At 50.0% G+C, this 13,290-nt stretch carries 7 protein-coding genes; 6 read left to right on the forward strand and 1 reads right to left on the reverse strand.

The features are described from left to right. Nucleotides 1–8 precede the first annotated feature (8 nt). From nuoF to BM299_RS14465, 4 genes are all read left to right on the forward strand, one after another. On the forward strand, nucleotides 9–1,961 hold the full coding sequence (gene nuoF / locus BM299_RS14450; protein WP_092485832.1) for an NADH-quinone oxidoreductase subunit NuoF: 1,953 nt from the start codon (nucleotides 9–11) through the stop codon (nucleotides 1,959–1,961). Nucleotides 1,962–2,008: 47 nt separating this feature from the next. Beyond that, on the forward strand, nucleotides 2,009–2,935 hold the full coding sequence (locus BM299_RS14455) for an NADH-quinone oxidoreductase subunit G (protein ID WP_092485835.1): 927 nt from the start codon (nucleotides 2,009–2,011) through the stop codon (nucleotides 2,933–2,935). Nucleotides 2,936–2,959: 24 nt separating this feature from the next. After that, a complete protein-coding gene (gene fdhF / locus BM299_RS14460) occupies nucleotides 2,960–5,647 on the forward strand; it encodes a formate dehydrogenase subunit alpha (protein ID WP_092485838.1) in 2,688 nt (895 codons plus the stop codon). A 222-nt stretch (nucleotides 5,648–5,869) separates the two neighbouring features. Continuing rightward, nucleotides 5,870–7,504 (forward strand): long-chain-fatty-acid--CoA ligase, encoded by a 1,635-nt coding sequence (locus BM299_RS14465; protein WP_245779790.1) that lies wholly within the window; start codon nucleotides 5,870–5,872, stop codon nucleotides 7,502–7,504. Nucleotides 7,505–7,647: 143 nt separating this feature from the next. Here the strand turns inward: BM299_RS14465 and BM299_RS14470 are convergent, their stop codons facing one another. Further along, nucleotides 7,648–8,757, reverse strand: a complete 1,110-nt coding sequence (locus tag BM299_RS14470; protein ID WP_092485843.1) for an HD-GYP domain-containing protein — start codon at nucleotides 8,755–8,757, stop codon at nucleotides 7,648–7,650. A gap of 276 nt (nucleotides 8,758–9,033) precedes the next feature. Between BM299_RS14470 and BM299_RS14475 the strand changes: the two genes are divergently transcribed. Further along, the gene (locus BM299_RS14475; RefSeq protein WP_092485845.1) at nucleotides 9,034–10,737 is read left to right on the forward strand and encodes a Na/Pi cotransporter family protein; all 1,704 of its coding nucleotides are present in this window, start codon (nucleotides 9,034–9,036) and stop codon (nucleotides 10,735–10,737) included. Nucleotides 10,738–10,994: 257 nt separating this feature from the next. Continuing rightward, complete coding sequence (acs, locus tag BM299_RS14480) at nucleotides 10,995–13,004, forward strand: acetate--CoA ligase (RefSeq protein WP_245779791.1); 2,010 nt, start codon at nucleotides 10,995–10,997, stop codon at nucleotides 13,002–13,004. The last annotated feature ends 286 nt before the right edge of the window (nucleotides 13,005–13,290 follow it).

Raw genomic sequence — 13,290 nt, forward strand, 5'->3', positions numbered from 1 at the left:
TGGCAAACTTGAAAAGCCTGTTGGACAAGTGTTGCGAAAAATGTACCCATGGACCGCAAACCCCCTGCCGGGACTTCATCAAGTGTCGCAAAACAGGCCCCATCTGCCACGATGATGAAGCCTGCCGGCAAAAAAGGCAAAATGCTTTATCCGATATCCATTTAACCAAAGGCTCTGAGAAAAAAAATATTCTGATTTGCGCCGGTACCGGCTGCACCTCCTCCGGTTCGCGAAAACTGGTGGAAGTGTTGCAGGAAGAACTGCAAAAACACGGGCTTACGGACAAAATCAAAATAACCATCACCGGATGTCACGGCTTTTGCGAACAGGGCCCGCTGATGATAGTTGAACCAGATAAGACTTTTTATGTTCGGGTGCAGGACAGCGACGTTGCTGAAATAGTGGAGCAGAACCTGGTGGGCGGACAAGTAGTGGAAAGACTCCTTTATAAAGACCCGAACACCGGCGAACCCGCCGAAACCTATGAATCAGTGCCTTTTTACGCCAAGCAGCAACGTCTGGTACTGCATAACTGCGGGCATATCAACCCGGAAGACGTGGCTGAATACATCGCCAATGACGGCTACGCCGGTTTTGTCAAAGCCCTGTTGGACATGACCCCCGAGGAAGTAATAGAAGATGTCAAAAAATCCGGGCTGCGCGGGCGAGGCGGTGCCGGCTTCCCCACGGGCATGAAGTGGAGTTTTGTGCGCCAGGCGACTGGTGACAAGAAATACGTGGTCTGCAACGCAGACGAAGGTGACCCGGGCGCGTTCATGGATCGCAGTGTGCTGGAAGGCGACCCCCATGCCGTACTGGAAGGCATGCTGATCTGCGGCTACGCCGTGGGTGCCGATGAAGGTTATATTTATGTGCGGGCTGAGTACCCTCTGGCCATTGAACGTTTGAAAATCGCCATTGCCCAGGCCGAACAATATGGTATCCTGGGAGACAACATTTTTAACACAGGATTTAATTTCCATATTAAAATAAAGGCCGGGGCCGGCGCCTTTGTGTGCGGCGAGGAAACCGCACTCTTGACTTCCATTGAAGGCAATCGCGGCATGCCCAGGGTTAGGCCGCCATTCCCGGCCCAAAAAGGTTTATGGGGCAAACCCACCAACCTGAACAATGTGGAAACTTACGCCAACGTACCCTACATTCTGCGTCACGGCGGCGACAATTACGCCAAACTTGGTACTGAAAAAAGCAAAGGCACCAAGATATTTGCTTTGACCGGCAAGGTGAACAACACCGGCCTGGTGGAAGTGCCCATGGGCATGACTATGCGGGACATTATCTTTACCATCGGCGGCGGCATCCAGGGCGGTAAAAAATATAAGGCCGTGCAAATCGGCGGGCCGTCCGGCGGGTGTATCCCGGAAGAAAACCTGGACCTGCCGGTGGACTATGACTCGCTAACCGCCGCCGGAGCCATGATGGGATCAGGTGGCTTGGTGGTCATGGACGAAACCACATGCATGGTTGACGTGGCCCGTTTCTTCCTGACTTTCACCCAGTCCGAGTCCTGCGGCAAGTGCACCCCCTGCCGCGAAGGCACCAAACGCATGCTGGAAATATTGACCCGTATTTGTGACGGTGAGGGTAATATGGAAGACCTGGATACCCTGGAGCGGCTGGGGCGGGTGGTCAAAAACACCGCCCTTTGCGGATTGGGCCAGACCTGTCCCAACCCAATTCTTTCTACGCTGCGTTACTTCAAGGACGAATATATAGCCCACATCCGGGACAAGCGTTGCCCGGCGGGCGTTTGCCCCAACCTGTTGGTTTATAAGATCGATCAGGAAAAATGCAAAGGTTGTACCAAGTGCGCAAAGAACTGCCCGGCAGGGGCTATTACCGGTGAAAAGAAGGAGCCGCACACCATTGATACGGAAAAATGCATCAAGTGCGGTGCCTGCCTGCAGGGTTGCAAGTTCAACGCTATTTATAAAGCCTAAACATATTAACGCAAAGGCACCAACTCTCTGAAAAGGAGGGGAAGAAATTGTCCTATGTATCCCTTACCATAAACGGGGTTATGGTAACCGTGCCCAAAGGGACCACCGTGCTGAACGCCGCCCGGGAAGCGGGTGTGTTTATCCCTACTTTTTGCCACGACCCGAACATCCCGCGCTTTGGCGCCTGCCGCATTTGCGTAGTGGAAATTCCGGGCATGCGCAACCTGCCCGCTTCCTGCGTTACCGAGGCCACCGAGGGCATGGAAGTATATACGGAATCGCCTGCAGTGGTGGAGGCACGCAAAACTATCCTGGAATTGCTTCTGGCTAATCATCCCCAGGACTGCCTGACCTGCGAAAAAAACGGGGACTGCCGGCTGCAGGACTATGCCTTCCGATACAGCGTCAAGGAAGCGGGGTTCAAGGGCGAGAGCAAGGATTACCCGCTTGATGATACCAACCCGTACATTATCCGGGACGCCAATAAATGTATTCTATGCGGCAGGTGCGTACGCACCTGTAACGCCATCCCCGATCGCAGTGTGATTGATTTCGGCTACCGCGGCTTTAACACTAAAATTGTCACCGCCATGGACACCCCGCTGGGTGAATCCGATTGCGTTTACTGCGGTCGCTGCGTCACGGTCTGCCCGGTGGGCGCCCTGGCGTGGAAACCGCTGGCCGGCAAAGGCCGGACATGGGAGATGGCCAGACAGGACGTAACCTGTACCTTCTGCGACAGCGGCTGTGTTTTTGAAGTGCTAAGCAAAGACGGTAAAAACGTCGGCGTGATACCCAAAGCATCTGGTAACGGCCGCCCGCTCTGCCTCAAGGGAAGACTGGGTTTGGAACTTAAATACCTGGATGATCCGCCACCCCCGTATTTGAAAAAGGATGGAGAATTTGCCCAGGTATCCTGGGCTGAAGCACTGGGTCTGGAAGATATTTTAGCTAAGCTGGATAATAAAGGCTAACAAGGAAGGGAGGGATAACTTACGGTGGCAGAAGTTACATTAACCATCAACGGACTGCAAGTGACCGTGCCCAAGGGAACCACCGTACTGGACGCTGCCCGGCAGGCCGGCCTGTTCATTCCCACTTTTTGCCACGACCCGGAACTGACCAGGTTCGGTGCCTGTCGCATGTGCGTGGTGGAAATCCCGGGTATGCGTAATTTGCCGGCTTCCTGCGTCACCGAGGCCACCGAGGGCATGGTGGTGCATACCGATTCGCCGGCAGTCATTGAAGCCAGGAAAACCATCCTGGAGTTGATGCTGGCCAATCACCCCATGGACTGCCTGACCTGCGGCAAAAACGGGGACTGCCGCCTGCAGGATTACGCCTACATGTATGGCGTGAAAACCGAACCCTTCGGGGGCGAAAAACATAATTATCCCCTGGAAGACGATAACCCGTTCATTGTCAGGGATATGAACAAATGCATACTGTGCGGCAAGTGCGTGCGCGCCTGCGCAGAAATTCAGGGTAAGAGTATCGTGGACTTCGCCTACCGCGGCTTTGACGCCAAGATCACTCCGGCCATGGACGTGCCTCTCTCCGAATCGGAGTGCGTGTTTTGCGGTAACTGCGTGGCCGTGTGCCCGGTGGGTGCTTTGCAGGAAAAAGGCCTGCGCTCGGCTGCCAGAACCTGGGAAGTGCAAAAGGTCAAAACCACCTGTCCATACTGCGGTACAGGCTGCAACTTTGAATTAAACGTCAAGGACAACCAAGTGGTGGGCGTCACTTCCTGCGACGGCGACGTCAACGGCCGGGCCCTTTGTGTAAAAGGGCGTTTCGGTTACGGTTTTATCCATCATCCCGACCGTTTGACCACACCGCTGATTAAAAAGAACGGAGAGTTTGTAGAAGCCACCTGGGACGAAGCCATTACTCTGGTGGCCCAAAAACTGGGTGACATAAAGGATAAATATGGCCCGGACGCGCTTGCGGTGCTCAGTTCCGCACGCTGCACCAATGAAGAAAACTACCTGATGCAAAAATTCACCCGCGCGGTGCTCGGTACCAACAGTATCGACCACTGCGCTCGTCTCTGACACGCCCCCACCGTCGCCGGTCTGGCGACTGCATTCGGCAGCGGGGCAATGACCAACAGCATTGGGGAAATTGCCGGGGCCGATTTTATCCTGGCCATCGGCACAAATACTACGGAGTCCCACCCCGTGATCAGCCTGCAAGCAAAAAAAGCCCAGCGCAACGGGGCTACACTGGTGGTGGCGGATCCGCGGCGCACTGAAATGGCTGAACTGGCCAATACCCATCTGCAATTGAAATCCGGCTCAGATATCGCTCTACTCAACGCCATGGCCAATGTAATCATAAGCGAAGAGTTATGGAATAAAGAATTTGTAGCCAATAGAACTGAAGACTTCGAGTCCCTGAAAGAAACGGTGGCCAAGTATACGCCGGAGTATGCCGAACAAATCACCGGCATTCCGGCTGATACCATCAAAACAGTGGCCCGGGGTTACGCCAAAGCTAACAACGCCACTATTCTGTACACCATGGGCGTCACCCAGCATATCTGCGGTACCCATAACGTATTTGCCGTAGCCAACCTGGCCATGCTGTGCGGGCATATCGGCAAGGAAAACAGCGGCGTTAACCCGTTGCGGGGACAAAATAACGTCCAGGGCGCCTGCGACATGGGCGCGCTGCCCAATGTATATACCGGATACCAGGCTGTCACCGTTGATGATAACCGGACCAAGTTTTCCAAAGCCTGGAACGTGGCCGAATTACCGGCCCAACCGGGCCTGACCGTGGGCGAAATGATGGAAGGCGCGGCGGATGGCAAGGTCAAGGGTATGTACATCATGGGTGAAAACCCCGTATTGTCGGATCCGGACGCCGACCACGTAGTACATGCACTGGAAAAATTGGAATTTTTAGTAGTGCAGGACATTTTTCTCACCGAAACTGCGGCCCTGGCCGACGTGGTATTGCCGGCGGCCAGCTTCGCGGAAAAGGATGGCACCTTCAGCAACACCGAACGACGGGTGCAACGGGTGCGCAAAGCCATCGACCCGGTGGGGAACGCCCGGGCGGACTGGGAAATCATTTGCAATATCGCCACGGCCATGGGCTATCCCATGCAATATGCCTCGGCTTCGAACATCTTTGATGAAATCGCAAGCCTTACACCTTCCTACGCCGGTATATCATACGCACGCCTGGAGTTGGGAGGTATCCAGTGGCCCTGTCCTGATGCGGACCATCCCGGAACACCGTACCTGCACAAGGACAAGTTCGTGCGGGGCCTGGGTAAATTCAACCCGGTGGAATACATCCCGCCGGCAGAACTGCCCGACCAGGATTACCCGCTGGTGCTGAGCACCGGACGCCGGCACTTCCATTACCATACCGGCACCATGACCCAACGTACCGGTGCCCTGGAAGTGCATTACGGTGCCGAGCACCTGGAAATCAACCCGGCCGATGCAGCCGCCCTGAATGTGGCCGAGGGCGATACAGTGCTGATGAAATCCCGACGCGGACAGGTGGAAGTAACCGCCCGCATTACCGATGTGGTACCCCGGGGCATGGTATTTACCTCTTTCCACTTCCCGGAAGTGGCCATCAACAAGTTGACCAACCCGGCAAGGGACCCCGTGGCCAAGATACCGGAACTGAAGGTTTGCGCGGTAAAAGTAATAACAGTAAGTTGAGTCCACAACTTTATACTCTTAAGGCCGAAGGTATACAACCTGCGGCCTTTTTAATTTAACGAGCATGTCATTTGTGATATCCTTGTGATGCTCATAACAACTCATATTATTGTTTTTTTTAAATATTTTTAATTTACAGAAGGATTAATTAATTTTTTATAGAAATTTAATTGATAAATAACCAATTGAATGCTCATTCATTCATACAGGAGGTGTTACTTTTTGGTAGATTCAAATAAGGTATGGTTTAAAAGTTATGATCAAAATGTACGCCAGCATATTGATTACCCCGACCTAACCATGCCGCAGTTTCTTGACCGTTCCGCTAAAAATTTACCGGAACGGGACGCCGTAATATTTGCCGGTGTCAAACTATCATACCCAACGCTGGCGGCAATGGTGAACAAAATTGCGGCCGCCCTGGCGGATCTAGGTATCAAGAAAGGCGACCGGGTAGCTATAATGTCGCCAAACTGCCCTCAATATATCGTTGGCTTTATGGCTACATTAAAATTGGGAGCTATAGTGGTACAAGTCAACCCCATGTACGTGGAAAGGGAACTTGAACATGTTTTAAACGATTCCGAAGCGGAAACCATCATTGCCTACGATGCTTTTTACCCACGGATTAAAAACGTGCAAAATGTAACGCAGCTGAAAAATGTTATCCTATTCGCGCTGGGTCAGCCCGCCGGCACAGCAGATGGAAGTGTGCTGAAGGCGGAAGAACTGTTGATGAAATACCCGCCGGAATTCACCCAGGTTCCGGTAAATATGGACGAAGATGTAGCGGTATTCCAGTATACAGGCGGAACCACGGGAGTATCCAAGGGTGCCATGCTGATACATCGCAACATTACCGCCAACGCCCTGCAGGTGGCCGAATGGTTTGAACAACTGGAATACGGCAACGAGAAAGTATTGTGCGTATTACCGTTTTTCCATTCCTACGGTATGACCACGGCCATGAATTTGAGCATAATCTACGCTGCCACCATGATTGTCACGCCGCGGTTTGAAATTAAGCAATGCCTGGAAACTATCAAGGCATACAAACCAACATTGTTTCCCGGCGTGCCCACCATGTATATAGCCATAAACAACTATCCAAACGTACAGGAATACGGCATCAATACCATCAAGGGTTGTATAAGCGGCTCGGCTCCGCTGCCGGTGGAAGTGGCCGAAACATTTGAAAGAATAACCGAAGGCTTGCTGGTAGAAGGATACGGCCTATCGGAAACCTCCCCGGTTACCCATTGCAACCCCATGCTGGGCAAACGAAAAGCGGGCTCCATCGGCATACCCCTGCCGGATACGGACTGCAAAATTGTTGACCTGGAAACCGGCGAGCGGGAACTGCCCCCGGGCGAAGTGGGCGAACTCTGCATCAAAGGACCCCAGGTCATGAAAGGCTACTGGAATATGCCCGAAGAAACGGCCAAAACACTACGCAACGGGTGGATTTACACCGGCGACATCGCCAAAATGGATGAGGAAGGCTATTTTTATATTGTGGATCGAAAAAAAGACATGATTATTGCCGGCGGGTATAATATTTACCCACGGGATATCGAAGAAGTTTTATTTGAACATCCCAAGGTACTGGAAGCGGTGGTGGCCGGGGTGCCGGACCCCTATCGCGGTGAAACCGTCAAAGCCTTTGTAGTTCTAAAAGAAGGTCAGCAAGCCACAGAAGAAGAAATCATCGAATTCTGCAAAGCCAACCTGGCTAAATATAAAGTGCCCAGGTTGGTGGAGTTCCGGTCAGAATTACCCAAAACCACTGTCGGGAAAATTTTAAGGCGCATATTGCGGGAAGAAGAAGTAAAAAAGCAGCAAGTAACTAAAAGTTAAAGAATTGATCAAGATACCCAGACGGAACGCCGAATGTACCCAATTTAAAACCCCATCCGAGGATGGGGTTTTAAATTATATACAACTTTTAACCGGTCTGTCTCACAGGGTGGCCTCAACGCATAGTGTTAGCAAGCAAACTATTAAAATTGGCTAACCTTGCGCTTGAGAGCACCCAGTTCTTCATCATCATCGATAATTCTAACAACGGTGATATTCGTTACAGAGGCAAGGTCTACTTCGTAAGGTATTTTTAAAGGTTCAATGTCCGGTGTAAATAATACCCTTATTTTGGGGCGCATGGAAAACCCGGGCCGGTTGTCAACCACGGCGGCAATTTCCCCGGTATTCAATTCTACCAGGGTACCTACGGGGTAAGCAGCGATGTGGTGCAGGAAAGATTCCACCACCTGGAAATCAAACATATAATCGCCCAGGGCGGAAATCATCTCGTAAGCCTCGTATGCGGAATACGCCTTACGATATACCCTGTCGGCGGTTAGCGCATCATACATATCGACCAGACCCACAATAGCGGAAAATTGATGAATTTCGTCTCCCGTCAATCCGTTGGGATATCCGGAACCGTCATATCTTTCATGATGTTGCAGGGCAACCAGGGCCGAAATGGTATAAAAATTCCTTTTTCGGGTAAGTACTTTATACCCGGATTCGGAGTGTTTCTTAATAACTTCAAACTCCTCCGCCGTTAGCCGGCCTGGTTTATTCAGTATTTCAGACGGCACCAATATTTTTCCCAAATCATGCATGATGGCGCCCATGGCCAGACGGCGAAGAATGTTGTGATTGAAACCCATATGGATGGCGGTAATCAATGATAGAATGCACGTATTGACGGAATGCCCGAAGGTATACTCATCAGTGCTGCGAATATCCACCAGATTAAGCATTATGGTATGATTATTGAGCAAATCATCAATAATAGTACTGATTACATCCTGAATTTTTTCCAGGCCCGTCAAAGTCCTGGTAAAGTGAAAGTCTTGAAATAGTTTTTTGGTAACCTGAATGGCCTGGGTCCTGGTTTTTTCGGTTACAACATCGTCAATCTCTATATCCGGCAAAAATCCATCATCTATATATACTGCAGGTACATTTAATTTGGCCAATCTTTTAATAAACTTTTCAGTTAAAATAGTACCGGCAATCAGTAATATTTGTCCGTTGGCATTAAATACCGAAATGCCGATTTTCATACCCGGTTTCAACCGGTCTGTGGCAACTTTACGCATTAAGAAGATTCGTCCTTGATTCCAATTATTTTAAATTAGTTTTTCGACGATAAACCATAAAATCCTTTTTATTTGGCAGAATTTTTGTGTAAAATATCATAAGAGTATTAGAAGGTTTATGTTCTTCTACACACTCTTATAAAGTAAAAAAAATTATTTATTGCTAAAATAATGTGAAACATGGTACAATAATCTTAACAAAAAATTAATATTTATTTAACATTTATTTAAATAATTTTATCATAATTTGATTAAAGTTCCGGGAGGTGAATAGTCTTGGAATTATGGAAAACTGTTGTACTGGGATTACTGGGTGGCATGGGCTTATTGCTTTACGGTATGTTTATCATGAGCGAAGGGTTGCAAAAAATAGCCGGACACAGGCTGCGCAACATTCTCGGTACGCTTACACACAACCGGTTTACCGCGCTGATAGTGGGCGCACTGGTTACCATGCTTTTTCAAAGCAGCACCGCCACCACCGTTATACTGGTTGGGCTTACCAGTGCTTCCATTATGACATTGAAACAAACTCTTGGAGTAATTCTGGGTGCGGATATCGGCACCACCGTTACAGCGCAGTTGATTGCGCTTAAAATTACGGAAATATCGTTACCTATTGTCGGTGTTGGAGCAACGATTATTTTTTTCAGCAAGCGAGACAAATACAGGCGTATCGGCCAAGTTTTGCTGGGATTCGGGTTGCTTTTCCTGGGGCTAAAAATTATGGCCGACACCATGCATCCGCTCAGGGATGAACCTTTTTTCCGCCAAATGCTGATGAATTCCAGCGATTACCCGTTGCTGGCCATCGCCGCCGCAGCTTTATTTACTTTTCTCGTACATAGCAGTGCGGCATCAGTGGGTATCATCATGATCATGGCCATACAGGGTTTGGTATCGCTACAATCCGCTATTTACTTATTGTTTGGTGCCAACATCGGCACATCATTTACGGCGGTGCTCTCCAGTCTTGGTTCTTCCCGGGAGGCACAAAGGGTGGCCATGGCCCACCTGCTTTTCAAAATAGCCGGAGTACTGGTACTTTTTCCCTTTGTTACCCCGTACGCCAAACTGCTTACCAATCTTACCGCCTCACCCGGGTATCAGGTGGCCAACGCCCATACGCTGTTTAATATAGGCATTGCCATATTGTTCTTACCGTTTATCAACCAGTTCGCCAAGTTACTGGAAAAAATAGTGCCGGAACGCAAAACGGCCACGGAAGAAGAACTGAAACCCAAATATCTTGATGAGAAATTAATCAATACACCGTCAATTGCCCTGGGACTGGCTTCCAAAGAAATCAACCACGCCGCGGACCAGGTACTGGATATGACACGCGCCATTATCACCATTTTTGAAAAGAGCGATATTGATCTATTAGATAAAATTAACAAGAAAGAGGATTACCTGGATGTGCTTTGCAAATCTTTATCTAATTATTTGACCCAGGTAATGCGCCACCCACTATCCAAGCAAGAGTTTTTACGCAGCATGGGCTATATGCATATAACCAATGACCTGGAAATAATCGGTGATATCATTGAAAGAGACATTACTTACATCGCAAGCTGTAAAATAGCCGAGGGATGTAAGTTTTCCGCGGCCGGTTGGGAAGAGATCAACGATATGCACCAGCGCACCTGTGAATTGTTACAAATGGCCAACATAGCACTGGCCACCAATGATGTGCAGTTGGCGGATAAGGCCATGAAACTGTACCCCGAACTTGTTCGGATGGAAAGGCGCTTGCGGGCGCAACACTTTAACCGGCTCAAGGAGGGCAAAACGCTTTCCCTTTCTACCAGTGCGCTGCACCTGGATCTGATTAATTCTTTCCTGCGTATCAGTGAGCATGTCCGCAACATCTGTAATGAAATCATCACCCAGGGGGAAGACGGCGAAGTCCCTTACGGATACCATTCAAAGGAAGATTTCCTTTCCTGTGAAGATTATAACATTGCAGCGAACAATTAACTATAAAAAACATTCTTTTCAAGCCGGGTTATGTGGCCCGGCTTTACTTTTGTGGTTTATTGACTTAAGCTACTTTTTATACCCTTAGGCAAAAGTATGCAGACCTCAACGGATAACATTTTGGAAAAACCGTTCAGATTAAAAATAAAACCACTTGGCTGAATTTTCTTAATTTTTTTAATAGTATATCTTATTATATATATAGGGTCATGCTTGATCTTGCGGACTTATATTATTTTTATAAGGAGGTTGATACTGTGTCCGAAAAGCACTATGCAGTGCACTGGCAAGAAGAAGAGTATATTTACCCGCCACCGAGTTTTGTGGGTCAGGCCAACTTAACCGATCCGTCAATTTTTGAACGTTTCAGTTTGGATAACTTCCCGGAGTGTTTCAAAGAGTTTGCCGACTTGCTGGATTGGGATCAATACTGGCATACCACGCTGGATACCAGCGACGCCCCGTGCTGGAAGTGGTTTGTAGGCGGGAAGCTAAATGCCAGTTACAACTGCGTGGACAGACATCTGGACAAGTATAAAAATAAAACCGCCATTCACTTTGTTCCCGAACCCGAGGATGAGCCGATTGTACACATGACCTACCAAGAACTGTACCGTCGGGTTAATGAAACCGCCGCAGTACTAAGGGACTTTGTGGGCCTGAAAGCTGGGGACCGGGTCACCCTGCACCTGCCCATGACCCCGGAACTGCCCATTACCATGCTGGCCTGCGCCCGGTTGGGGGTTATCCACTCCCAGGTGTTTGCCGGTTTCAGCGGCCAAGCCTGCGGCGAGAGGATCTGGGATTCCGAAAGCCGCGTGCTTATTACCATTGATGGCTACTACCGGAGCGGCAAGCTGCTTGACCATAAAGTCAATGGCGACCAGGCCGTTGAAGTGGCCAAAAAGCTGGGGCAGGATGTCGATAAAATTCTGGTGTGGAGACGTTATCCCGGCAAATATTCGTCGGCGGCTCCCATGGTGGAAGGCCGGGACTACTTCATGGACGATCTTGTCAAGCAGTACCGGGGAAAAATAGTACAGCCCGTATCAATGCCGGCTGAAGGAATTCTCTTCCTCATGTACACCAGCGGCTCAACGGGACGGCCCAAGGGCGTTCAGCACAGCATCGGCGGTTACCTTTCCTACGTAACCTGGATGTCCAAGAATATCCAGGACATTCACCCTGAAGATGTTTACTGGTGCATGGCCGACATCGGCTGGATCACCGGACATTCCTTTATCGTATACGGCCCCCTGTCAGCTGCCGCAAGCACTGTAATCTTTGAAGGGGTTCCAACTTACCCGGACGCCGGGCGGGTATGGCGCATCGCCGAAGAACTGGATGTAAACATCTTCCACACCTCACCGACTGCAATCCGTCAGTTAAGAAAAGCTGGTCCGGATGAGCCCGCCAAGTATAATTATGATTTCAAACACATGACCACGGTTGGTGAACCCATCGAGCCCGAGGTCTGGAGATGGTACTACAACGTGGTGGGCAAAGGCAGGGCAGCCATCGTTGACACGTGGTGGCAGACGGAAACAGGAGGGTTCCTGTGCAGCACCGTGCCCGGCCTGAGCCCCATGAAACCCGGCAGCGCCGGCCCCGGCGTACCCGGCATCCACCCGGTAATTTTCGATGATGAGGGGAATGAAATTAAACCCGGTGAGGGCAAAGCCGGCAACGTCTGCATCAGAAACCCGTGGCCGGGGCAGATGCAGACCATTTGGAAGGACCGGGACCGTTATGTAAGCACTTATTATGGAAAATACAACAAAGACCCCAACAGCAAAGATTGGCGCGACTGGCCCTACATGGCCGGCGACGCGGCGGTGATGTCCAGCGACGGTTACGTCCGCATTCTGGGCCGGGTTGACGATGTTATCAACGTGGCGGGGCACCGGCTGGGTACCAAGGAAATCGAGTCCGCCGCCCTTACGGTTGAAGAAGTGGCGGAAGCCGCGGTTATTGCCGCCAAGGATGAAATCAAGGGTACGGTACCGGACCTGTACGTATCCCTGAAACCCGGGTATGAGGCCAGCCAGGAACTGGCGGTAAAAATTTCCCAGGCCGTTTCCACTGTGGTGGGTAAAATCGCCCGGCCGAGAAGTGTGCATATAGTTCCCGACATGCCCAAAACTCGTTCCGGTAAGATTATGCGGCGCATCCTGGCATCCATTTCCAACCGGGGGGATGTTGGTGACGTAACCTCCCTGGCCAACCCGGATGTTGTCGAACAAATCCGCCGGCAGGTGCAAAGTTAGGTTTTCAACTTTCGCACTAGAAAAATGCCCTCAAACCCTTGGTAAATCTGAAATCTAACAACAAAAACACCCCTCAATCTGGTAAAATAGAAGTGACAAAAACCCATTATACCAAGGAAAGAAGGGTGTTCTTGTGACTTCTATTTTATCAGAAAATACGGCTGCTGAAAATAAGTCAGCCAATTACGTTGCGAACTTTTTCAAGGAACATAAGATCGGCCAAGCACTAAAGCAGTCGAACTTTTTCAAACAGAAAGGCTTTCCTTGCAAAGATCTGCTACAGTTT

The organism is Desulfoscipio geothermicus DSM 3669, from assembly GCF_900115975.1.
In the GTDB taxonomy this organism is placed as follows: domain Bacteria; phylum Bacillota; class Desulfotomaculia; order Desulfotomaculales; family Desulfallaceae; genus Desulfoscipio; species Desulfoscipio geothermicus.

Bases quoted from the DNA above. Each gene is read 5' to 3' on its own strand.
- BM299_RS14470 (WP_092485843.1), bottom strand. From the start codon at position 8,757: ATGCGTAAAGTTGCCACAGACCGGTTGAAACCGGGTATGAAAATCGGC.